Source organism: Nitrosospira briensis (assembly GCF_900115125.1).
GTDB lineage: Bacteria > Pseudomonadota > Gammaproteobacteria > Burkholderiales > Nitrosomonadaceae > Nitrosospira > Nitrosospira briensis_A.
The window spans coordinates 263,738-287,960 of record NZ_FOVJ01000002.1; the positions used below are offsets into that span (position 1 = coordinate 263,738).

Genomic DNA, 24,223 nt, shown 5'->3' on the forward strand with positions numbered 1-24,223 from the left:
ATTTTCAGACTGAGGGATATGAAGGGCTAAAACGGCTTTTATTAGCGCAACCAATGCCATAAGCGCGAATATAATTTAGAGGCCGTTTCAAATCGCAAAAAAAGAAACAATAGCTGGAATTTCCCTTCGCCCACGTGATCACGAAGCCTTTGACATCGCTGATACTGGCAGCATTGCTGGCTTCCGGGCCCGCACAGCATGTGTCTGCGGATATCATCTACTCGTTTACCGACGAATATGGCGTGGTGCATTTCAGCAATGTACCCACTGATGAACGGTATGCTCCACTTTCGCCTGAGGGGGCGGTTGCCGAGAAACCGCCTCCCATCGCAAATCACCCGCGCCCGCCGACGTCGTTCTACGCCGAGTATGGCGCGGTGATCGAGGACATCGCCCGGACCTATGCACTGGAAGGCGCGCTGATACATGCTGTTATCTCCGTCGAATCGGCTTATAACGCGAAGGCGATCTCCAGAAAGGGGGCGGCTGGCTTGATGCAGCTAATGCCCGAAACCGCAAAACGGTACGGCGTTACCGACAGGTTTGACCCTGTGCAAAATCTTCATGGAGGCGCCCGATATCTCAGCCACCTGTTGAAGATGTTTGATGGCAATATGAGCCTGGCCCTGGCCGCTTATAACGCCGGGGAGAATAATGTCGTCAAGTATGGAAATCGGATTCCACCATTTCAAGAGACCAAAGCTTACGTGCCAAAGGTTCTGGCCCTCTATCGCAGATATCAGGGGAACGGCGGCCTTCATGGGCGACAGGAAATCTGAGAAAAAGCTCGTCCGTATAAGGGGTAAAAAAGAAAAGACTACGTTTTCTTGCTGCGATTCCCCGTAAACAAACGGAGAGCCAGAAACCGGGCCCAGGCATATGCGGGAATTGCTAAGTGTTTGCCCGCAGATCAGAAAACCGCCACTATTTTGCGCGGAGGTATAGAACCTTTTGATTCGACCCCGGTGCTTGTCGTTCTTCTATTACAAAGAGATCTGGCTTCGCTTTTATGAGATCGGAAAGCTTCTTGTAACCGTATAGCCTCGCGTCGAAGTCGGGTTCCAGCTTGGTAAGATAACTGCCGAAGGCCCCGAGATGCGCCCATCCAGAGTCGTCGCTCGACTGCTCAAGTGCAGACAGAACAAAGTTTTTAGGGAATTTAAGCTTGGGCTCTGCTAACTCGGCAGGTGTCAGAGGCGAAACCGGTTTTTGCTCACTCCCGGATTTTTGCGGCAAACCAACCGGCTCAGCCGCGGTGCTTGGGCGCAGAATCTCGGTGAACACAAACTTGTGGCAGGCATTGCGAAACGCTTCCGGTGTTTTCTTTTCACCAAATCCAAAAACCGTAAGTCCCTCTTCGCGCAATCGCATCGCCAGGCCAGTGAAATCGCTGTCACTCGTGATCAGGCAAAAACCATCAAATTTTCGCGTATACAGCAAGTCCATCGCATCGATAATCAACGTGCTGTCCGTGGAATTCTTCCCCGTCGTGTATGCAAACTGTTGAACCGGCTTGATAGCGTATCGCTGCAATACCTTCTTCCATGAGGAACTTGTTGGAGCAGTGAAGTCACCGTATATACGCCTGACAGTTGCGACGCCAAATCTTGCGATTTCCGCGAAGAGACCTTCAATGACAGCTGCTTGAGCGTTGTCAGCGTCAATCAGAACTGCCAATCGAAGGGCTGGCTCTTCGGATTCAATTTTTGCAGCGAGTCGTGGGGTTGCCAAAATGATTCCGTTTTTAGTGTTATTGACAGTTAAACGTGGCCGGCCATAAGCACATCGAATAAGCGGAAGTAAGAGCAATCAGGGAACGACTGCCGTTTAGTCGGATGAGCGATCGAGAAGACATAATAACGCTACCTTAATTGTTTTTACCGATTCTTTTCGTAGACGGATAGTGGGAACAAGGACACCTATTTCTTCGGCATATAAAGGTCAGTAATCGATCCTTCGGCAATTTCCGCGGCAAAAAATATTGTTTCAGACAAAGTCGGATGCGGATGTATGGTAAGGCCGATATCTTCCATTTCCGCACCCATTTCGAGTCCCAATACGGTTTCCGAAATCAGTTCACCTGCATTTACGCCCACTATACCGGCGCCGAGAATTCGGCGCGTTTTCTTGTCCAGCAGTAATTTGGTCATACCTTCTTCGCGCGCCATTGCCAATGCGCGGCCGCTTGCTGCCCAGGGGAACACCGCTTTTTCATACTCGACGCCTTGCTTGTTGGCTTCGGTTTCGGTCAAGCCCATCCAGGCGATCTCCGGGTCGGTATAGGCAACCGAGGGAATGGCGCGGGCATCGAACGCGGCTTTTTCTGCATGATCTCCGCCAGCAATGATTTCAGCAGTCAGCTTGCCCTCGTGCGTGGCCTTATGCGCCAGCATGGGCTCTCCGGCAATGTCGCCGATGGCAAAAATATGCGGAACATTGGTGCGCAGTTGTTTGTTTACGGGAATGAAGCCGCGTTCGTCCACATCAACACCGGCATGCTCGGCACCGATATCGCGCCCGTTGGGGCGGCGGCCCACCGCCATCAGGATTCGGTCATAGACTTGCGGCTCGGGTGTTGAAGCGCCATCTGATTTTCCCTCAAATGTAACTCTCAAACCATCTTCACGGGGCTCGATTGCGGTGACTTTGGTTTTCAGGTAGATCGCCTCGTAGCGTTTCTGTATGCGCTTGTGCAGCGGCTTGATGAGGTCTGCGTCGGCGCCAGGGATTAATTGGTCCATCCATTCCACTACGCTGACTTTGCTGCCGAGCGCGTCATACACTGTCGCCATTTCCAGGCCTATTATGCCACCCCCGATGATGAGCATGCGCTGGGGGATATCCTCAAGCTTCAGCGCGCCGGTTGAATCAAAGATGCGCGAATCTTCATAGGGAAAGCCGGCAATGCGCGCCGCGCTCGAGCCCGCGGCGATGATGCAGTGATCGAACGAGATGGTCTTTGGGCCATCAGGTGTTTCCACCTCTATCATATGGGGGGAGGTGAACTTGCCCGTTCCCCGTACTGTTTGTACCTTGCGCTGCTTCGCCAGCCCTGACAATCCTTTGGTAAGCTTGCCAATGATGGTTTCTTTCCAGCCCCGAAGCTTATCTATTTCGATGCCGGGCTTATCGAAAACGATGCCCTGTCGGGCTGTTTCCTCTGCTTCGGTGATAACTTTTGCTACATGCAGCAGCGCCTTGGACGGAATGCAGCCGACATTCAGGCACACCCCGCCGAGCGTGGCATAACGCTCGATCAACACGACTTTCTTGCCGAGATCGGCGGCGCGAAACGCGGCAGTATATCCCCCCGGGCCTGCCCCCAGTACCACCACATCGGCATGAATATCGCCATGCGGAACAGAAGGAGAGGCAGGCGACGCAGACTTCGCACCAACCTCAGTGGATGGGCCCTGCGAATCTCCTTCCTTTTCAGGAGCCGAGGCAGAGTAAGAGGCAGATTGCGGGGCCAGCCCCGCCGATTCGGAGGGTGGAGTGGGTTCAGCGGGTTCGGCCGCCTTACTGGTTGGAGCCTCTTCACTGGCAGGCGCCTCTGCTTCCAGGGTGAGTATGAGCGAACCTTCAGAAACCTTGTCGCCGATCTTGACGTTGAGTTCCTTCACGACGCCGGCTTGCGGCGAGGGTACTTCCATCGTCGCCTTGTCGGTTTCCAGCGTGATGAGCGAAGTTTCCTTCTCGACCGTATCGCCCGGTTGCACCAGCAATTCGATAACGGGCACGTCCTTGAAATCGCCGATATCAGGAATTTTTATTTCGATAAGTTGAGTCATGACAACCTTTTTTAGGGAAGAATCCAGGTTTTCTTATGGAAAATGTTATGCGGTTCTATTGCCGGATGTGCCCGTCACCCAGCACAACAAATTTCTGGCTGGTCAAGCCCTCCAGCCCTACCGGGCCGCGAGCGTGAATCTTGTCGGTAGAGATGCCGATTTCCGCGCCGAGACCATACTCGAAACCGTCAGCGAAGCGGGTGGAGGCGTTCACCATCACTGAACTGGAATCCACCTCTCTCAAGAAGCGGCGGGCGCGTCCATAATCCTCAGTGATGATGGAATCGGTATGCTGCGAGCCATAAAAAGCAATATGCTCGATCGCCTGGTCCAGTCCGCTTACCACCCGCACACTCAGAATGGGCGCAAGATATTCTGTATGCCAATCTTCTTCCGTCGCTTCGCCCATCTCCTGGACAATGGCGCGAGAAGCCGCATCGCCGCGCAGTTCCACTCCCTTATCGAGATAAATATTGCACAGCCGAGGTAATATTTCCCCGGCGACGCCTTCATGCACCAGCAACGTTTCCATGGTGTTGCAAGTACCGTAGCGCTGGGTCTTGGCATTGTCGGCGACGCGAACCGCCTTTTCCAGGTCGGCCCCGTCATCAATGTAAACGTGGCAGACCCCGTGGAGATGCTTGATAACAGGGATACGCGCTTCGTTCGAGATACGCTCGATCAGCCCTTTGCCGCCGCGCGGTACGATGACATCGACGAATTCCTTCATGGTGACGAGTTCGCCCACGGCTGCCCGGTCGGTGGTTTCAATAACCTGAATTGCGGTTTCCGGCAATCCTGCGCCTTTCAACCCTTCCTTCACACACGCGGCAATAGCCTGATTACTGTGAATGGCTTCAGACCCCCCACGCAGTATCGCCGCATTGCCCGCCTTGAGGCATAATCCTGCGGCATCAGCAGTAACGTTGGGGCGCGCTTCGTAAATAATACCGACGACGCCCAGCGGCACGCGCATTTTTCCCACCTGTATTCCGGCAGGGCGGTATTTCAAATCGCTGATTTCCCCAACCGGGTCCGGCAGTGCGGCAATTTGCAGCAAGCCTTCGGCCATGCTTGCGATACTTTTGGAAGTCAGCGTCAAACGGTCTACCATCGCCGTGTCCAGCCCCCGGGTTTTGGCGCTTTCCACATCCTTGGCGTTTGCAGCCAGCAACTGCTGCTCCTCGCGCTTGATAGCCTCCGCCATCAGGCTGAGCGCCTTATTCTTGGCCGCGGTTTCGGCTTTGGCGACCAGTCGTGATGCGGCGCGCGCTTCGCGTCCGATTGACTGCATGTAGGTCCTGATGTCGATAATGTCCATTTCACGTTCCCTTACGAACAATAATAATCGATGCGAGGTGTCAGCATCGGGATAAGCTGGCGGATATGAGCGGTATTATCCATCCCGGCCAGCACGCAGTATCGGCACTATATCAGTGGAAGCGGGTATCGGACGAGGTACAAAGCATAACATTGTTGGCCTGGACTGGATTCCGCGTCACGCCCGAAATGACGAAGTATCTTCAGCCGGTTAAATAATACTGAAACTCCAAAGCCGCCATTGTTGCTATGGCCTGGCAATCGCGAAACGCAACCCCAGCTGCAGCAATTCATCCCAGGCATCACCCTTCCCGATACCCTTGCTGATCCTGTCTATCTTCGATGCATGCATCAATGCTGATACCAGCTGTTTAAGGGTAAGGCGCCTCGCCGCGCTTTCCATTGTCTTCTGTTGATCTCCCCATACCCTGAGCTCGTTCAATAGTTGCGAGACCGGCTTCCCGGAGTCCAATCCTTTACGTACCAGGGCGAGCGAGCGAATCTGTCCGGCGAGCGTGTTGACGATCAAAGGCAAGGCAGTTCCCTCGCCCCGCAAGCCTTCCAGCATTCGAACATAACGCGCGGTTTCTCCTGCCATCATTGCAGCGGGCAATTTGAAAACATCATAGCGCGCAACATCCAGCACCGCATCCTTCACCTGATCGAAGGACAGCGTTCCCGCAGGATAAAGCAAGCCGAGCTTCTTGAGCTCCTGATAGGCTGCGAGCAGGTTGCCCTCCACCTTGTCTGCAAGAAATTGCAAGGTATCAGGAGCCGCATTTTGTCCTTGCATCTCCAGGCGCTGGCCTATCCATGCCGGTAGGCGCGCGCGCTCCACCGGAACGACCGGGATCATTACTCCTGCGCCTTCGAGCGCTTTGAACCATTTCGTTGCAAACCCCTGCTTGTCGATTCTTGGCAGGGTAACGAGTGTGACGGTATCGGGAGGCAGCGAGCGGCAATATGCCTCTAAAACCGGACTGCCCTGGCTTCCCGGCTTGCCGGACGGAATCCGGATATCCATTATCCGGCGCTCGCCAAACAGGGACAGGCTGTTGCCGCGCTGTTGAAGATCTGCCCAATTGAAGTGATGGTCGATCGTAAAAATCTCCCGTTCGATGTGACCCGCGCGGTGCGCGGCGGCACGTATCAGATCGGCGGCCTCTATACTCAGTAGCAGCTCATCGCCAAATACAGCGTAGAGCGGCGCTAGCTGTTTTTGAAGATGCCGGGAAAGCTGTTCGGGTGCAACACGCATGGATTAAGGACCGGGAGTAAGGATTACAGTATGCGGGCGCCCGGGACCCGATACGGGAGGTCAGGAAATCCCGCTGTTTTCACCGCACTCAACCGCCTGACGATCTGTGCCGCGGAATCGTTTTGCATTTCCCGGACGAGCATCGCTTCCTCGCCCTCTTTCGCCACTACCTGGGCATCGGTATAAGGGAGAATACGATGCAGGACAATCTCATTGGTAGGGATGAGCTCCGTTCCCTTGGCATTCGTGAGACGAAAGGAGACGCGATAAAGCAATTCAAATTCCCGTACTCTCCCCCCCCCGGAAACCGACATGATCTGCCTGTTGTTCGTTACGCTGATAATTTCCAGTATGGCTTCTGCGTCTTTGGCTTTATCAACGATACGGGCATTGGTGCCACTCCGGATGAGACGCTTCAGGTCCGTACCAAGCGGGTGCCCTGCCGGCGAAGCAATATATAGCGTCTCAAACGGAAGCATTGCCGTGCCGCGTAGCTGAAAACCGCAGGCAGCGAGCAGGAAGCAGAATACAAGTGGCAAAATCTTTTTCATGAATAAACCCTCGCGTTCGAGTTGTTCCAGTGCTTTGTCTTCAGACAACGATATTTACCAATCTGCCCGGGACCATGACTACCTTCTTGACATTATCCCCGCCGACGAACTTTTGGACCTGATCGCTCTCGAGCGCAAGCCGTTCAATTACAGCCGGTTTCGTATCCCTGGCAATACGTATCTTCCCGCGCAGTTTGCCATTGACCTGAACTATCAGTTCGATTTCATCCCGCACCAGCGCCGCACTGTCAGCCTGCGGCCAGGGCTGATCGAGGAGTTCCGTTCCCGGCTTCAGTTCCTGCCATAATGCGTGGCAAATATGCGGAACGATGGCCGATAACAGCAACACGATTTTTTCCATCGCTTCCTGCATCAGGCTGCGTGCAGCCGGGCTCGAATCCGCCAGTTTGCCGAGCGCGTTCATCAATTCCATCACCGCCGCGATGGCAGTGTTGAAGGTGTGCCGCCTGCCGAGATCGTCGCTTACCTTGACGATGGTCTGATGCAACTGAAACCGCAAATTCTTGAGTTCCGGGCCAAGATCCTCAGGCATTGGACCATCCACCGCCCCGCCTTGTTGCATATGTTCGTAAACCTGTTTCCACAGCCGTTTCAGGAAGCGGAATGCACCCTCTACCCCGGCGTCCGCCCACTCGAGTGTCTGTTCCGGAGGGCTGGCGAACATCATGAACAGGCGTGCCGTGTCCGCGCCATATTGCTCTACCAGTTCCTGCGGGTCGACGCCATTGTTCCGGGATTTCGACATAGTGCCGATGCCGCCCATTTCAACCGGTTGACCATCTGTGCGCAAGAGCGCGCCGATTCGTCTGCCTTGCTCATCCGTCTGCACATCCACGTCCGCCGGATTGAAATAGACGATGCGTCCTGTTTCGGTCTTGCGAAACATGATTTCGTTCAGCACCATCCCCTGGGTCAGCAGATTGGCGAAAGGCTCGTCGAAGACTACCAGACCGAGATCGCGCATGACCTTGCTCCAGAAGCGAGAATAGAGAAGGTGCAATATGGCGTGTTCGATGCCGCCGATGTATTGATCCACAGGCAGCCAGTAATCCACCCGGGCATCGACCATGGCGTGATCCTGCCCGGCGCAGGCGTGGCGGATGTAATACCAGGAAGAATCCACGAAAGTATCCATGGTGTCCGTTTCCCGTCGCGCCGGGTTGCCGCAGCGGGGACAGTGGCACTCATAGAACGATGGCGTCCTGGCCAGTGGGTTGCCCGAACCATCCGGCACAAGATCCTCTGGAAGCACCACGGGAAGCTGGTCATCGGGCACAGGCACCACACCGCAGGCATTACAATAAATAAGCGGAATCGGACAACCCCAATAACGCTGACGAGAGATGCCCCAATCGCGGAGACGATAGTGCACGCGTTTTTCTCCCAAGCCCTTCTGCGCCAGCGCCGCAGCGATTGCGTCCACCGCAGCGTGAAACTCGAGACCCGAGAAATCTCCCGAGTCGAAGGTTATACCGTGCTCGACATAGGCATGCGTGAGAGGAATTTCGAGATCGGAATCACCTGGCTTGATCACCGGCTTTATCCGTAGCGAATACTTTCTCGCAAATTCGAAATCACGTTCGTCGTGTGCGGGTACTGCCATCACCGCCCCTTCGCCATAGCCCATCAGTACATAGTTGGCAATCCATACGGGCAGCTTCATCCCCGTAAGCGGATGGACGACGAACAGCCCCGTATCCATGCCTTCCTTTTCCTGGGTGGCGAGCTCCGCCTCCATGGTGGCGCCGTGCTTGCATTTCTCGATGAATTCAGCAAGGCCGGGATTGCTTTTTGCCGCGTGTAGCGCGACCGGATGTTCGGCTGCTACCGCAACATAAGTTGCGCCCAGCAGCGTATCTGCGCGGGTAGTAAAGACCTTTAATGGCTGGGGCATGCCGGAGCCGGTGTCGGCTGGAAACGTTACATCCACGCCAAAGCTCTTGCCGATCCAGTTGGCCTGCATGGTCTTTACCCGGTCCGGCCAGCCCGGTAGCGTGTTCAATGCGTCCAGCAGTTCATCGGCATAGGCGGTAATTTTCATGTAGTACATGGGGATTTCGCGCTTTTCCACCGGCGCGCCGGTGCGCCAGCCACATCCGTCTATTACCTGCTCATTGGCAAGCACTGTCTGGTCCACGGGGTCCCAGTTGACGATACCCGTAGTTCGGTAAGCCAGTCCTTTTTCCAGCATCCGCAGAAACAGCCATTGATTCCACCGGTAGTAATCCGGCTTGCAGGTGGCGAGTTCGCGGCTCCAGTCTATTGCCAGCCCCAGGCTCTGCAGCTGTTTGCGCATGTAGGCGATATTGTCATGAGTCCATTTTGCTGGCGGCACGTTGTTTTGCATCGCCGCGTTCTCGGCAGGCAAACCAAAAGCGTCCCAGCCCATGGGCTGCAAGACGTTGTAACCCTGCATGCGGCGGTAACGCGACAGTACATCGCCTATCGTGTAATTGCGCACGTGCCCCATGTGGAGCTTGCCTGACGGGTAGGGAAACATGGAGAGGCAATAATATTTCGGCTTTCCAGGCGTTTCCACGGCCTTGAACGCGGCCGTGCGCTGCCAGTACTCCTGCGCTTCGGCCTCAATTGCCTGGGGATGATATTTTTCCTGCATAAACACTCGGCTTTCTGCCATAAAGCGTGGAATTATACCGCGAACAAAATTCCTGCATGTCCCATCCAACAGGACTACGTCAAAGATAAATGCCGCAGATAGCGGAAATTAAACGCTAATCGTTCCAGCCCCATGCAAAATGCGCCCGGAAAATTTAATTTAAAAACGACCGCACCTTGAAAAACAGGATGCTCGCAAGGCGATGCGGGCATATCGGACGCCGGCCATGCCGGAAGCACAGCGGGAGGAAACAGGATTTTTGTGTGGTGTTCGAAAAGGGCTCAGCGGATGATGAGAGTCAGCCTGAAATCCCCACGCAGCAGATTGAGCATAATGGAGTCTTCATGCCTTCGCAGGACCGCGAGAAATTCCTGCACCGACCGGACTTTTTTACGATTGGCGCCAATTATGATATCGCCGGGCCGGAGGCCGTGCAGCCAGGCGGGACTGTTTGCATCTACTTTGGTCACCAGAACACCTTCAATTCTCCCTCGCGATGACCCGGTTTTTAGATTGGCGACCGTTGCACCGGCAAGCTGAGGCACCGTTTCCGCCTCGGTCCCCCGCTCATCGTGCGGCTTGGCAATCGTTACTTTGGTGGTGATGGGCTTACCGTTCCTGATCAGCCCGAGATTCAGCGTTTCCCCCACAGGCATCAGTCCTATCTTGTTGCGCAGATCCACCGAATCCCTTATGGCCTTGCCGTTGACAGTCGTTATCACATCTCGTGGTTTTATACCCGCCTTTTCCGCTGGCGAATTGGGTTCAACAGTACTGATAATTGCGCCTGCGGTGGAAGTCAGCCCCAGGGATCCGGCCAGGTCATGGGTGATATCTTCACTGGTTGCGCCCAGCCGTCCGCGGCGGACCTCTCCGAAACGTACGATCTGATCCAGCACTGCCTTGACCATGACGCTGGGTACTGCAAAACCTATACCAACGTTGGCGCCAGTGGGCGCAACAATGGCTGTGTTGATACCGACCAGCTCTCCTTTGAGATTGACGAGGGCGCCCCCTGAATTGCCTGGATTGATGGATGCATCGGTCTGTATGAAATCCTCATAACCCTCGATGTCGATTCCGCTTCTTCCCAGCGCACTGACAATGCCGGAAGTAACCGTCTGCCCCAGACCAAATGGATTGCCTATCGCAACCACGAAATCCCCCACATTGAGCAAATCGGAATCGCCCAGGCGCAGGGCCTGCAGGTTCTTTGCGTCTATTTTCAGCAACGCGATGTCGGTGCCAGGGTCCGTTCCCACCAGTTTCGCCTGAAACTGGCGTCTATCCTTGAGTGTGACAATAACCTGCTGCGCATCCTTGATCACATGATAGTTGGTAATGACAAAACCTTGGCCTGCATCCACGATCACACCTGATCCGACACTCCGCTCAGGGCGCGCTGCTTGATCAGGAAGATTAAAAAAGTGACGGAAGAAAGGATCGCGAAACAAAGGATTTTCTTCAATGGCCGCGCGAGTATGTACCGAGATATTTACCACTGTCGGGGTAACGTCTTTTAGCATGGGCGCCAATGTGGGTAACCCGTTCTTGCCATCGCTGACAGGCACAGTCGAGTAGGCAGGCAACGCCACCGCCAGCAAACCAATGAAAAGGGTTCGGAGTGAAATAAACCTGAATGATGTTTTCATCTATGTGCTCGCGAGTACTTTCACCGGATCGAGCCGGGCCTATCGGTTCAGCGCCGTGTCGAATTTCCGGCCCCCACCCAGGATCTCTTCCATCCCCAACTCGAATGTTTCGGGATCGAACGCTCTGTCGCCGTCCGCGACAGGTTCTGTTCCCGTCCTGAGTCCCCGGAAATCGTAAAGCGCGGGATCGGCCAAATGTGAAGGTTGAATATTCTGTAACGCAGTAAACATGGTTTCCAGCCTGCCAGGAAATTTCTTATCCCATTGCTGCAACATTTCCTTCACTGCCTGGCGCTGGAGGTTTTTCTGCGATCCGCACAGATTGCAGGGAATGATGGGGAAATTCTCCATCTCGGCATAGGCTGCCAGATCTCTCTCCTTGCAGTAGGCAAGCGGACGGATCACGATGTGCTGTCCATTGTCGCTCACCAGCTTGGGCGGCATGGTTTTTAACTTGCCGCCGTAGAACAGGTTGAGAAACAAGGTTTCGAGAATATCGTCGCGATGATGCCCCAGCGCGATTTTGGTCGCGCCCAACTCGCCGGCGACACGGTACAGCACCCCGCGCCGCAAGCGCGAACAGAGGCTGCATGTCGTTTTACCTTCCGGTATGACCCGCTTTACCACGCTATAAGTATCCTGTTCGACAATGCGGAAAGGCATATCGATGGCTGAAAGGTATTCCGGTAATACGTGTTCGGGAAAGCCGGGCTGCTTCTGATCCAGGTTCACTGCGACCAATTCAAACTGTAATGGCGCGTGAGCTTGGAGATTGCGCAGAATATCGAGTAGCGCATAGCTGTCCTTGCCTCCGGAAAGACAAACCATCACCCGATCCCCGGGTTCGATCATATTGAAATCGGAAATAGCCGCTCCGACAAGGCGCCTCAACCGCTTGTGCAGTTTGTTGGCGTTATGCTGCTCTTTTCTGGGCGCTATTCCCATTGCGATCTCGTTCTTTAATAAGTTTACCGGGGACAAAGCCGAAACGCTGAAAGATCAGCATTCGTTCCGGCAAGGGCATTTTCCCAGATTGGGCGCCATTTGGATACAGTCCTTACGGTAACACAGGTCTTGGCTGTTCCGAAGATGGCGCAATCTCATGGCGGGTAAGACGTGCTCTGCATCACATGAAACGATGGGCATGCCATATATACGTAAAACATATAAGCAAATGAAATGATATTAGTTTCAATTATAAGGGATGGCTGGTACTTTTCGTTTGTCTGTATTGCGCACCAAGGGAAATAGATACCTGCCGCTTCGAATATTGCCGATTCGGAAGAAGAGTACTTTACATCGATATCTGACGGCAAACCGGAGGGGCGATTCAGGAGAGGGGAATGAAATTTTATCCGGGGATAACGCTTGCCTCCGCAATTACGCTATTTACCGCGGGTTCGATACAAGCAGATGTAAACATCAGGAAATTTGAAGAATTCCAGATGAGCAAACAGGAAGCTGGAATTGTTCAGAGCGACGTACGCATCAAGATTGCGGAATCCGAAACTGCCGGGAAAAACAATAGACCCGCCACTGCCAAAACGCCTGCGAAAGAACCGGAAAAAGAATCCACAAGCTATTTCAGGCCGGCCAGTAGTTACTCCACTCAACCGGAGTCTGATCCGCCCAGATACGTGCGCAATCTGAGCAAGACAGGTATCGAGGCATTCAAGGATATTACCTGGCTGGATGTTGGCCTAGATCATCGAACTCGTTACGAATTTCGCAGTAACGATATAAGGCGCACCGACTTGGGGCTCGATCAGCCCTTTCTGCTGCGCTCGCGCGCATATGTCGGGATACGGGAAATCATTGACCCGCTGCGCGGCGCGGTCGAGTTTCAGGATTCGCGGCGCTACAACGGCAGTTTTCCGCATGACGACCGTGATTTCAATGATCATGAATTGATCCAGGCGTATGGCGAACTCTACTTCAAAAGCGCACTGGGTGAAGACCCGCGGAAACAACACCGTCCACTCAGGTTTCGTGTAGGCCGCATGGCCTATGAAGCTCTGGACCGGCGCCTGCTCGGCCGGAATGAATGGCGTAATACCACGAATACCTTCGAAGGTTTTCGCCTGAATCTGGGCCAGGAAGTGAATGACTGGGAACTCGATTTATGGGCGTACCAGCCTGTGAAGCGTCTGCTCACCGATTTTGACGCGCGCATCGAGAACCAGTGGTTCTACGGCGTAATCGGACACTGGCGCAAGTGGTCTGACTTCATCACGCTCCAGCCCTATTACATGGGCCTCACGCAGGACGGCAGCAAGACAGGCCAGACGGATCGCCATATTCACGCTCCCGCCCTGCGGGGTTACGGCAAGATAAGTGATACCGGCCTGGACTTTGATTTTAACCTGATCTATCAGTTCGGCCGGAATGGTACGCAGGAACATGAGGCGCATGCGTATACCACCGAGGTGGGATATACCTTTAAGCACAGCTGGAAACCTCGTATCAGTGCATTTTATGGCTATGCGACCGGTGATCGTAATCCCAATGACAATGTGAACAATCGCTTCGAGCGGTTCTTCGGCTTTGCGCGGCCCTGGTCCGCGGACGACTACATCGTTTTCGAAAATATCAAGACCCCCAAGATCAAGCTCGAGTTTCAGCCGGCCAAGGACTTGCGTATAGATGGGGGTTACAGCTGGTTTTGGCTCGCCAGCAGTACCGATCGCTTCAACAATCTCCTTGATGGCAATACCAGCGCCGTTCCCAATCCTGGTTTCAATCGCGATGTTACCGGAAACAGCGATGATTTCATCGGCCATTCCGTTGATATCCGTGCGCGCTACAAGCTTGCGAAGCACATCGACACAACCGTGGGTTACTCACATTTTACCAGCGGCGAATTCACCCGTAACCGGCAGATAGCAGCGCTCGGCAGGAGCCCCGGGAGGTCCGATTTTTTTTACGTCGAAGTCGTCGTCAGTGCCTTTTGAGCGCCTATTTATAACTTCACATTCGACCAGAGGAAGAATATGAAAATAAAAGCACGGTTTATTCCAAGTCTTATAGCCGCAACTCTCCTGATCGGCGGAAACGTTTGGGCCGACAGGACCCTGTTGAATGTTTCCTATGATCCTACGCGTGAACTTTACCAGGAGGTCAACACTGCGTTCGTGAAACATTGGGAAGAAAAGACCAGGGAAAAGGTATCCATCAAGCAGTCACACGGCGGTTCCGGCAAACAGGCGCGGTCGGTCATCGATGGTCTTGAGGCCGATGTCGTGACTCTTGCTCTGGCCAACGACATTGATGCTATCGCGGAAAAGGCGAGACTGCTGCCAGAGGGCTGGCAAAAGCGCTTGCCGCACAACAGCACGCCCTACACTTCCACGATCGTTCTATTGGTGCGTAAAGGCAATCCCAAGAAAATCAAGGACTGGGACGATCTGGCGAGACCTGGGGTGGCGGTGATCACGCCCAACCCCAAAACATCCGGTGGAGCGCGATGGAATTATCTGGCTGCGTGGGAATACGGAAAACGGAATTATGACGGGGATGCAAAGGCAAAGGAATTCGTCGCCCAGATTTATAAAAATGTTCCTGTGCTGGATTCCGGCGCACGCGGTTCGACCACGACTTTCGTGGAACGCGGCATAGGGGACGTCTTTATCTCTTGGGAGAATGAGGCGTTTCTTGCAATCAAGGAGCTCGGCCCCGGCAAGTTCGAGATCGTGGCCCCTTCAATCAGCATTCTTGCGGAGCCACCGGTCGCGGTGATAGACAAAGTCGTCGATAAAAAGGGTACCCGCGATATCGCCGAGGCCTATCTCCAGTATCTTTATTCCGATCGCGGCCAGGAAATCGCCGCCAGGAATTTCTACCGCCCGGCCAATGCCAAGATTGCCGCCAAGTATGCGAATCAACTGCCCGCCATCAAACTATTCACCATCGATGACGCATTTGGCGGCTGGAAAAACGCGCACAAGCTTCACTTTGCCGACGGAGGCACCTTTGACCAGATCTATAAGCAGTGAGATGGGCGTGACTGGGCCATATGGCCTCGTAACCGGGAAAAGACAATCCGGCATGCTGAGGTTTTGGATGAGTTTGACAGGAGAACAGAAAATGAGCATTCCTGCGGAAAAAGAAAAGGATGAATTGGGGCACATTCAAGACACCACCGATTACGAGCTGCAACGGCGGAAGACGAGGTAGGGGTTCAAGATGTATACGTTCAAGAAACACAGTGTTCTGCCGGGATTCAACCTGGCGCTCGGATTCACTGTGGTTTATCTGAGCCTGATCGTGCTGATTCCGCTCTCTGCGGCATTCGTTCGAACGGCCACGCTAAGCTGGCCCGAATTCTGGAATATCGTGACGACGCCAAGAGTCATGGCCTCGTACAGGCTGACATTCGGTGCGTCATTTGCAGCCGCCCTCGTCAATGCGATATTTGGAGTTCTGGTCGCATGGGTGCTGGTACGTTACCACTTTCCCGGAAAAAAACTGGTGGACGCACTGGTGGATCTCCCGTTTGCGCTGCCAACAGCGGTCGCCGGCATTGCACTGACTGCACTTTATGCAGGCAATGGCTGGATCGGGCAATATTTCGAACCCTGGGGCATAAGGATCGCATTCACGCCCATCGGCGTTTTTGTAGCGCTGACTTTTATAGGATTGCCCTTTGTGGTACGAACGGTTCAGCCGGTACTGGAGGACATCGAGTCTGAACTGGAGGAGGCGGCGGCAACGCTGGGCGCGAACCGCTTGCAAACCTTTTCGCGGGTGATTTTTCCCACACTTTTTCCGGCATTGGCAACCGGTTTTGCGCTTGCCTTTGCCCGCGCAGTTGGGGAATACGGCTCGGTTATTTTCATCGCAGGTAATATGCCGATGATTTCCGAAATCACACCTCTTCTGATCATCACGAAGCTTGAGCAGTACGACTATGCGGGCGCCACGGCGCTGGCGGTAGTAATGCTCGTCATTTCTTTTGTGATGCTCCTTATCATCAACTTGCTGCAATGGTGGAGCCGCCGCCGGAGCGCATCGGTGGTATGAGCATGAGGATATTCCGATGACTGCTATTGCTCTTCCGGCGTCCTCCGTTGCGGCTCGCTCGCGACCTATCGAAGAACCCGCCTGGGTACGCTGGGCTCTGATCGGTCTGGCGCTGGCCTTTCTGACGCTCTTCCTCTTTATACCGCTGATCTCGGTTTTCTACGAGGCGCTCAAGAAAGGGTGGGGGGTTTATATCGCCGCCATTACCGAGCCGGATGCCCTGTCCGCCATTCAGCTCACGCTAACCGCTGCGGCAATCGCGGTCCCGCTTAACCTGATATTTGGCATAGCGGCGGCGTGGGCGATAGCCAAGTTTGAATTCCGGGGCAAGAACCTGTTGATTACGCTCATCGATCTGCCGTTTTCCGTTTCGCCGGTGGTGTCAGGACTGATCTACGTGCTTATTTTCGGTTTACAGGGTTGGCTAGGACCATGGCTGGCGGAACACGATATCAAGATCATCTTTGCCGTGCCCGGCATTGTGCTCGCCACCATATTTGTTACAGTTCCCTTCATCGCACGAGAGCTGATTCCCTTGATGCAATCCCAGGGAACCGAAGAGGAAGAAGCGGCTGTGGTACTCGGGGCGAACGGCTGGCAAATATTCTTCCGCGTAACGCTTCCCAATATCAAATGGGGTTTACTGTACGGCACTATTCTCTGCAACGCGCGAGCAATGGGAGAATTTGGCGCGGTGTCGGTAGTGTCCGGCCACATTCGCGGCAGTACCAATACCATCCCGCTTCACGTCGAGATTCTTTATAACGAATATAACTTCGCAGCGGCCTTCGCGGTGGCGTCCCTGTTGGCGATGCTCGCTCTGGTCACACTCGCGCTGAAAACTCTCATTGGATCAAGGCAAAATAAGGGAAAAGCCGATGAGCATTGAAATCCGTAATCTTTCCAAACAATTTGGCAACTTCGCCGCGCTACGCGATATCACCTTGGAGGTTAAATCGGGAGAGTTGCTCGCATTGCTTGGACCTTCCGGTTCGGGAAAAACGACCTTGCTACGCGTAATCGCGGGGCTTGAGACTGCAGATGCCGGTCAGGTTTTGTTTCAGGGCGAGGACGCAACTGACCAAAACGTGCGCGATCGGCAGGTAGGTTTCGTATTCCAGCACTATGCGCTGTTCAGGAATATGACTATCTTTGAAAACGTCGCCTTCGGCCTACGTGTTCGGCCGATAAAATTCCGTCCTGCTGATGCGGAGATTCGCCGGCGTGTCCAGGAATTGCTGGAGCTGGTGCAACTGGACTGGCTGGCCGACCGCTTTCCGCATCAGCTCTCGGGAGGGCAGCGCCAGCGCATTGCCCTGGCGCGTGCCTTGGCGGTGGAACCAAAGGTCTTGCTGCTGGATGAACCTTTTGGAGCGCTCGACGCCCGGGTACGCAAAGAACTGCGGTCCTGGCTGCGAAGGCTCCATGACGACATGCACATCACCAGTGTGTTTGTTACCCACGATCAGGAAGAGGCGCTGGAAGTGGCGGATCGCGTAGTTGTGATGAACGAAGGCCGAATCGAACAAATCGGCACGCCGGACGAAGTGTACGAGCGCCCGGCAAGCCCCTTCGTATATGAATTCCTTGGCAAGGTGAACCTGTTCCATGGTCGGCTGCACCGCGGTCGGGCCTGGATAGGGGGAATTGAAGTCGATGCACCCGGGCATACCGAAGCCGAGGAGACATCAGCCGTCGCCTATGTACGCCCTCATGATATCCGTGTGGACAAGGTCAACAATGCCTTGAAGGCGGAGGGAGCAATCCCCGCGCGTGTGTCGCACATTCTCTCGATTGGCCCGGTAGTGCGCCTTGAGCTGATGCGCGATGACAGCGAAGACAAAAAAGTAATCGAAGTCGAAATCAGCAAGGAGCGCTTTCGTGAACTGCAATTAACGCGGGGCGATCAGGTTTTCATTAAACCTTCCCGCTTCGATCTCTTCCCGGCTCAGATACACTGAGAGGTTTCCGGTATTGATGCTATAAGTGCACGCCCCGAAGGGGAACGAGAGTTCGTTAGGAAGCGCTACGTGAGCTCTTGAGACTGAAGGGACGTCGGCCTTATTTCAGACCCATCCGGATGAAAACGAGCAAAACAAGAACGTCAAGTCGCTATCAATGCCAGCTACTCAACAACCTCCAGAACCCCCTCCATCCCGTGCTCCCTGTGGCTCTTGAAAAAGAGCAGCTTGTTCGGGCAATAGAAAGCATATTTGCCTGTCTCGGTCGGGGTAAAAGTGAATGTTTGGGACTCCAGACTCAGATCCTCATCGATCGAGATATTCGCTTTGGGAGCCTTGAGCACCAGGCCATGAGGAATAATCCCTTGTTTCACCCGAACCCGAAACATTACGGGAACGTTGACTTTGACAATGATGTGCTTGGGTCTGAAAAAATAGTCGCCCGCCAGGATATTCACGTGTTGCACGCCATCAACGGCGATCGCTGCCCGATAGGGTTCATTCCCCGGCGGCTGAGCGCCTATCCGCTCCGCTGCGAAGCAGACGGTCAACGCCAACATAAGGAGAGATAAAAATCGGCGTGATTTCATTATAATTTCCTCGCCATTTGGTCCCCTGAAATCCAACTAGGCCGCAAGATCGTTTTGGTCATTTGGACGTGGGAGCCATCGGCATAGGGGTGGCCAGTATAACCAGGCGCCTTATATCACACCACCCGCTGGGGCCGATGACTGGTGGACGCGAACGATTTCTGCAGCATGGGTTATAGGGTGGGACGATCGCGTGCACAGCGGCACCACACACGCAAAGCGCTTCTCACGGATAGTTCTCGCGGCACCCTTCCTGGCACGAGCGTGCATTTTCGACTCATACCCTTCGATAATGACTAACAGGCCATAGAGCAGCCGAACGGGCTACATCCGCTTGCGAAGGTCCGCCTCAAGCGCTCCCTGCGTTGGCTCTCGTTTTACTTGTTGAAGACTGCCTGTACTTTCGCCTTCGCGGCAGCTACAGCACTCCACTTTGCAGGAAGTTCTGATTCGTATGCGGCGCGAAGACGCATAATGAAAGTGCCTTTCGGATCCTTGGCTTCGATACCTCTGTACTCGGCGTCCCACGGACTCCTACCTTCGCGGACATGTGTCTCGAAATCCCTAATGAAATCAGTAAACCAACTCGGCCAGTGATGAAACTCCCGGGATGGAATAGAAACATTGAAGTAGTCCACTACAGCCTCTCGGAATGCCTCAATTGCTTCTTTCTCATCGGGTCTACGAAAAGACTTGACTAGTTCACGCGTGACCATCGAAAAGTTCCGCAGGTCTTCGCGCCAAGTCGCATACTCCATGCCGAACTGTTGGAATTGGTGAAGGAGATCTAGAGGCGGCGTCTCGAACTTCCGACATAAATCGTAGAACTTATGGAAAGAGGTAAGGTAGTTGGTGTGAATCGTTTCTAGTCGTTTGTACGCCGGCTCGAAGTGCTGTGAGTAAGCCCGACGCCGCTCTTCAAGCGCTTCCCGTGATTTTGAACGCCAAGTGTCATAGAGCCAAGTGAATGCTCGAAGCATTGGCCCAAAGATTACACTGGACGAGCTTGCTGGTTCAACCATAGTTGATGCTCCTTATGGATCTCCAACACTTGGCCGTCCTAAATGACGGAAACATTGCGTCACTAAACTGTTTAAATATTCACAACAATCAAAATTTCTTCAATTTCATTTTATTCAATATAGCTTCTTCTCTTAAGTCTTGCAAATACCAGTCGCCGTGCGAATTACCGCAGTAAAAACTGCCCAAAGGAGGGCATTCGGAGGATACGTTGCCCTCAAATAGTTGAGTAAGCGAATTGAAGGTGTGATTCGCGACGAGAATTCAGGAATTCTTCGGCAGAGCTGCGCTAATTGTCAGCTTGTTATATCGGTATGCGGATGTTTGCGGTTGTGGATACGGATATCGATTTCAAGCGATGCGAAATCCTCATCTGGAACGGTAAGGGTTTCAAGGGCAGAGTGACTATTTGCAAGCAAGCTAGCGATCGTTTTGCAAGCACATTTGCTCAAGGTAAAAGCCCTGCATAATGGTGATTTGGCGCAAGGGCTTCGGCGCCGTGTATTTGCCGTATGCGTTGGAGTGTAAATATCCTACCGCAGTAAAAGACTGGATTTGGCAGTATGTGTTTTCTGCGTCCGGTTCGGTTGTGCGTCCCTTCGTTCGCTGCGATCAACTTACGACGGAACTTGCGCCCGCAAGAGTGCGCCCATGCTGGACGCACAACAAAAAAAGCCCCAACTCGCGAGAGTCGGGGCTTTTTTCTATAAGGTGCCTGGCAGTGACCTACTTTCGCATGTGAAAACACACTATCATCGGCGCAACTTCGTTTCACGATCCTGTTCGGGATGGGAAGGGGTGGGTCCAAAGCGCTATGACCGCCAAGCGTAACTTTAATGGCAAACAACGAAAGCCACGAGTATTAGTCCCGGGCTCCGCCGCTAGCCAACAATCTGGAAGAAGTAAATGGGATGATTATATCTGGGCAAACAACCTTATGTCCTGCTTAAGGTTATAGGATCAAGCCTCACGGTCAATTAGTATCGGTTAGCTTAACACATTACTGCGCTTCCACACCCGACCTATCAACGTCGTAGTCTTCGACGAACCTTTAGGGGGGTTTAACCCCCGGGAAGTCTCATCTTGAGGCGAGTTTCCCGCTTAGATGCTTTCAGCGGTTATCTCTTCCGCACTTAGCTACCCGGCGATACGACTGGCGTCATAACCGGTACACCAGAGGTGCGTCCACTCCGGTCCTCTCGTACTAGGAGCAGGTCCTCTCAAACTTCCAACGCCCACGGCAGATAGGGACCAAACTGTCTCACGACGTTTTAAACCCAGCTCACGTACCACTTTAAATGGCGAACAGCCATACCCTTGGGACCGGCTACAGCCCCAGGATGTGATGAGCCGACATCGAGGTGCCAAACTCCCCCGTCGATATGAACTCTTGGGAGGAATCAGCCTGTTATCCCCGGCGTACCTTTTATCCGTTGAGCGATGGCCCTTCCATACAGAACCACCGGATCACTATGACCTGCTTTCGCATCTGCTCGACTTGTCAGTCTCGCAGTCAAGCACGCTTATGCCATTGCACTATCAGCACGATTTCCGACCGTACCTAGCGTACCTTCGTACTCCTCCGTTACACTTTGGGAGGAGACCGCCCCAGTCAAACTGCCTACCATACACGGTCCCCGATCCAGATAATGGACCCAGGTTAGAACCTCAACAATACCAGGGTGGTATTTCAACGTCGGCTCCATGAGCTCTGGCGAGCCCACTTCAACGCCTCCCACCTATCCTACACAGATATTGTCAAAGTCCAATGTAAAGCTACAGTAAAGGTGCACGGGGTCTTTCCGTCTAGCCGCGGGGAGATTGCATCTTCACAAACATTTCAACTTCGCTGAGTCTCAGGAGGAGACAGTGTGGCCATCGTTACGCCATTCGTGCAGGTCGGAACTTACCCGACAAGGAATTTCGCTACCTTAGGACCGTTATAGTTACGGCCGCCGTTTACCGGGGCTTCGATCAAGAGCTCTCACCCCATCACTTAACCTTCCGGCACCGGGCAGGCGTCACACTCTATACGTCCACTTTCGTGTTTGCAGAGTGCTGTGTTTTTATTAAACAGTCGCAGCCACCATTTCTTTGCAACCCCCTTCCGCTTCACGCGCGAGGCGCTACACGTACCGGGGGTACACCTTATCCCGAAGTTACGGTGTCAATTTGCCGAGTTCCTTCTCCTGAGTTCTCTCAAGCGCCTTGGAATTTTCATCCCGCCCACCTGTGTCGGTTTGCGGTACGGTCTTCGTTCAACTGAAGCTTAGTGGCTTTTCCTGGAAGCAGGGTATCACTCACTTGGCGTCCCGAAGGACGTTTCGTTATCACGCCTCAACTAAGCCGCCCGGATTTGCCTAAGCAGCACGTCTACACGCTTCAACCGGGACATCCAACACCCGGCCGAGCTAACCTTCTCCGTCCCCACATCGCATTGAACAAAGGTACTGGAATTTTAACCAGTTTCCCATCAGCTACGCATTTCTGCCTCACCTTAGGGGCCGACTCACCCTGCGCCGATGAACGTTGCGCAGGAAACCTTGGGCTTACGGCGAGGGAGCTTTTCACTCCCTTTATCGCTACTCATGTCAGCATTCGCACTTCCGATACCTCCAGCAGCCTTCTCAAGCCACCTTCGCAGGCTTACGGAACGCTCTCCTACCATCTACACTTGCGTGTAAATCCCTAGCTTCGGTGCACAGTTTGAGCCCCGTTACATCTTCCGCGCAGGACGACTCGATCAGTGAGCTATTACGCTTTCTTTAAAGGATGGCTGCTTCTAAGCCAACCTCCTGACTGTTTTAGCCTTCCCACTTCGTTTACCACTTAACTGTGTCTTTGGGACCTTAGCTGAGGGTCTGGGTTGTTTCCCTTTCGACACCGGACGTTAGCACCCGATGTCTGACTCCCACGCTCGCACTCTTCGGTATTCGGAGTTTGCCATGGTTTGGTAGGCCTAAACGGCCCCCTAGCCATAACAGTGCTCTACCCCCGAAGGTGATACGTGAGGCACTACCTAAATAGTTTTCGGAGAGAACCAGCTATTTCCAGATTTGTTTAGCCTTTCACCCCTACCCACAGCTCATCCCCTAATTTTTCAACATTAGTGGGTTCGGACCTCCACGAGGTGTTACCCCCGCTTCATCCTGGCCATGAGTAGATCATCTGGTTTCGGGTCTACACCCAGCAACTAATCGCCCTATTAAGACTCGCTTTCGCTGCGCTTCCCCTATTCGGTTAAGCTCGCTACTGAATGTAAGTCGCTGACCCATTATACAAAAGGTACGCAGTCACGGAACAAGTCCGCTCCCACTGTTTGTATGCATGCGGTTTCAGGATCTATTTCACTCCCCTCCCGGGGTTCTTTTCGCCTTTCCCTCACGGTACTGGTTCACTATCGGTCGATTACGAGTATTTAGCCTTGGAGGATGGTCCCCCCATATTCAGACAGGATTTCTCGTGTCCCGCCCTACTTGTTCCAATCCTAGTTCCACACTCAAACTTTCGCCTACGGGGCTATCACCCACTATGGCCCGACTTTCCAGACGGTTCGGCTAATTCGAGTGCTAAAAATTGGAGGCTGTTCCCATTTCGCTCGCCACTACTCTGGGAATCTCGGTTGATTTCTGTTCCTCTGGCTACTTAGATGTTTCAGTTCGCCAGGTTCGCCACGATTGGCCTATGTATTCAGCCAACGTTGACCCTTGCGGGCCGGGTTTCCCCATTCGGACATCTCCGGATCAATGCTCGTTTGCCAGCTCCCCGGAGCTTTTCGCAGGCTACCACGCCCTTCATCGCCTGTAATCGCCAAGGCATCCACCACATGCACTTATTCGCTTGATCCTATAACCTTAAGGGCTCGAAAAACAGGAATGAAAATCCGTTAACAAACCGAATCCCCCTCCTTCTTCCAAACCATTGGTTACAGGTGTTTGCTCGTGTCACATCCGACTAAAAATGCGGCACGTCGATACAATCTAACCCATTACTCCGCACTCCATGAACACGCAACCCAGTCAAGGGGCACGTCTCCACTGAATGCGGAATACTTTACTTCTTCCAAATTGTTAAAGAACGTCGAAAACAGGACGAAATAGAATCAGAGCGCGATATAACCGGCTCGACCCTTTCCGTCTTGTTCCCGAAATACAGCCGCTGGTTAAAAACCAGAAGTAAACGCTTACGTTTACTTCTATTTTCTAATTATGCTTTCCCGATTTCTTAATTGGTGGAGGTGAACGGGATCGAACCGATGACCCCCTGCTTGCAAAGCAGGTGCTCTCCCATCTGAGCTACACCCCCGTTGGTTGGTGGGTCTGGGTGGATTTGAACCACCGACCCCACGCTTATCAAGCGTGTGCTCTAACCAACTGAGCTACAGACCCTGAACAGAGCCTGGAAACAAGGGAGATGGGCTCTC

At 53.6% G+C, this 24,223-nt stretch carries 17 protein-coding genes, 2 tRNA genes and 2 rRNA genes; 7 read left to right on the forward strand and 14 right to left on the reverse strand.

From position 1 onward, the window contains the following. The first annotated feature begins 134 nt into the window (after positions 1–134). A complete protein-coding gene (locus BMZ14_RS06570) occupies positions 135–779 on the forward strand; it encodes a lytic transglycosylase domain-containing protein (RefSeq protein ID WP_083396696.1) in 645 nt (214 codons plus the stop codon). A 145-nt stretch (positions 780–924) separates the two neighbouring features. Here BMZ14_RS06570 and BMZ14_RS06575 read toward each other — a convergent pair whose 3' ends face one another. From BMZ14_RS06575 to BMZ14_RS06585, 3 genes are all read right to left on the reverse strand, one after another. After that, on the reverse strand, positions 925–1,731 hold the full coding sequence (locus tag BMZ14_RS06575) for an NYN domain-containing protein (protein ID WP_074795991.1): 807 nt from the start codon (positions 1,729–1,731) through the stop codon (positions 925–927). 188 nt (positions 1,732–1,919) lie between these two features. Beyond that, the gene (lpdA, locus tag BMZ14_RS06580; protein WP_074795993.1) at positions 1,920–3,791 is read right to left on the reverse strand and encodes a dihydrolipoyl dehydrogenase; all 1,872 of its coding nucleotides are present in this window, start codon (positions 3,789–3,791) and stop codon (positions 1,920–1,922) included. Between the two features lie 55 nt (positions 3,792–3,846). After that, a complete protein-coding gene (locus BMZ14_RS06585) occupies positions 3,847–5,112 on the reverse strand; it encodes a glutamate-5-semialdehyde dehydrogenase (RefSeq protein ID WP_074795995.1) in 1,266 nt (421 codons plus the stop codon). Between the two features lie 65 nt (positions 5,113–5,177). On the opposite strand from BMZ14_RS06585, the gene BMZ14_RS15055 reads away from it, so the two are divergent. After that, positions 5,178–5,330: a hypothetical protein gene (locus tag BMZ14_RS15055; RefSeq protein ID WP_177186925.1), complete on the forward strand. Its 153-nt coding sequence runs from the start codon at positions 5,178–5,180 to the stop codon at positions 5,328–5,330. Positions 5,331–5,358: 28 nt separating this feature from the next. On the opposite strand, the gene holA is transcribed toward BMZ14_RS15055, so the two are convergent. From holA to ttcA, 5 genes are all read right to left on the reverse strand, one after another. Beyond that, entirely contained in the window at positions 5,359–6,369 is a 1,011-nt protein-coding gene (gene holA / locus BMZ14_RS06590) for a DNA polymerase III subunit delta (RefSeq protein WP_074795996.1), read from the reverse strand. Between the two features lie 23 nt (positions 6,370–6,392). Continuing rightward, a complete protein-coding gene (locus BMZ14_RS06595; protein WP_074796526.1) occupies positions 6,393–6,920 on the reverse strand; it encodes an LPS-assembly lipoprotein LptE in 528 nt (175 codons plus the stop codon). Positions 6,921–6,960: 40 nt separating this feature from the next. After that, the gene (gene leuS / locus BMZ14_RS06600; RefSeq protein ID WP_074796528.1) at positions 6,961–9,558 is read right to left on the reverse strand and encodes a leucine--tRNA ligase; all 2,598 of its coding nucleotides are present in this window, start codon (positions 9,556–9,558) and stop codon (positions 6,961–6,963) included. A gap of 281 nt (positions 9,559–9,839) precedes the next feature. After that, a complete protein-coding gene (locus BMZ14_RS06605) occupies positions 9,840–11,210 on the reverse strand; it encodes a DegQ family serine endoprotease (RefSeq protein ID WP_074795998.1) in 1,371 nt (456 codons plus the stop codon). Positions 11,211–11,249: 39 nt separating this feature from the next. Beyond that, the gene (ttcA, locus tag BMZ14_RS06610; protein WP_074796000.1) at positions 11,250–12,155 is read right to left on the reverse strand and encodes a tRNA 2-thiocytidine(32) synthetase TtcA; all 906 of its coding nucleotides are present in this window, start codon (positions 12,153–12,155) and stop codon (positions 11,250–11,252) included. A 398-nt stretch (positions 12,156–12,553) separates the two neighbouring features. On the opposite strand from ttcA, the gene BMZ14_RS06615 reads away from it, so the two are divergent. The 5 genes from BMZ14_RS06615 (at position 12,554) to BMZ14_RS06640 (ending at position 18,190) form a co-directional block, all read left to right on the forward strand. Continuing rightward, on the forward strand, positions 12,554–14,161 hold the full coding sequence (locus tag BMZ14_RS06615) for an alginate export family protein (RefSeq protein WP_074796002.1): 1,608 nt from the start codon (positions 12,554–12,556) through the stop codon (positions 14,159–14,161). A 39-nt stretch (positions 14,162–14,200) separates the two neighbouring features. Beyond that, positions 14,201–15,202, forward strand: a complete 1,002-nt coding sequence (locus tag BMZ14_RS06620; protein WP_074796004.1) for a sulfate ABC transporter substrate-binding protein — start codon at positions 14,201–14,203, stop codon at positions 15,200–15,202. 190 nt (positions 15,203–15,392) lie between these two features. Beyond that, positions 15,393–16,229: a sulfate ABC transporter permease subunit CysT gene (cysT, locus tag BMZ14_RS06630; protein ID WP_074796008.1), complete on the forward strand. Its 837-nt coding sequence runs from the start codon at positions 15,393–15,395 to the stop codon at positions 16,227–16,229. A gap of 16 nt (positions 16,230–16,245) precedes the next feature. Further along, entirely contained in the window at positions 16,246–17,118 is an 873-nt protein-coding gene (cysW, locus tag BMZ14_RS06635) for a sulfate ABC transporter permease subunit CysW (RefSeq protein WP_074796010.1), read from the forward strand. Beyond that, positions 17,108–18,190, forward strand: a complete 1,083-nt coding sequence (locus tag BMZ14_RS06640) for a sulfate/molybdate ABC transporter ATP-binding protein (RefSeq protein ID WP_074796012.1) — start codon at positions 17,108–17,110, stop codon at positions 18,188–18,190. Before cysW ends, BMZ14_RS06640 begins: the two co-directional genes overlap by 11 nt. A gap of 164 nt (positions 18,191–18,354) precedes the next feature. Here BMZ14_RS06640 and BMZ14_RS06645 read toward each other — a convergent pair whose 3' ends face one another. From BMZ14_RS06645 to BMZ14_RS06670, 6 genes are all read right to left on the reverse strand, one after another. Beyond that, positions 18,355–18,780 carry a cupredoxin domain-containing protein gene (locus tag BMZ14_RS06645; RefSeq protein WP_074796014.1) on the reverse strand — a complete coding sequence of 142 codons (426 nt, stop codon included), beginning with the start codon at positions 18,778–18,780 and terminating at the stop codon, positions 18,355–18,357. A gap of 377 nt (positions 18,781–19,157) precedes the next feature. Then, positions 19,158–19,802, reverse strand: coding sequence for a hypothetical protein (locus BMZ14_RS06650; RefSeq protein WP_074796016.1), 645 nt, complete (start codon positions 19,800–19,802; stop codon positions 19,158–19,160). A gap of 711 nt (positions 19,803–20,513) precedes the next feature. Continuing rightward, a 5S ribosomal RNA gene (gene rrf, locus BMZ14_RS06655) occupies positions 20,514–20,626 on the reverse strand. Between the two features lie 130 nt (positions 20,627–20,756). Beyond that, a 23S ribosomal RNA gene (locus BMZ14_RS06660) occupies positions 20,757–23,646 on the reverse strand. 383 nt (positions 23,647–24,029) lie between these two features. After that, positions 24,030–24,105: transfer RNA gene (locus BMZ14_RS06665), tRNA-Ala, on the reverse strand. Positions 24,106–24,111: 6 nt separating this feature from the next. Further along, positions 24,112–24,188, reverse strand: a tRNA-Ile gene (locus tag BMZ14_RS06670). Between the last annotated feature and the right edge of the window lie 35 nt (positions 24,189–24,223).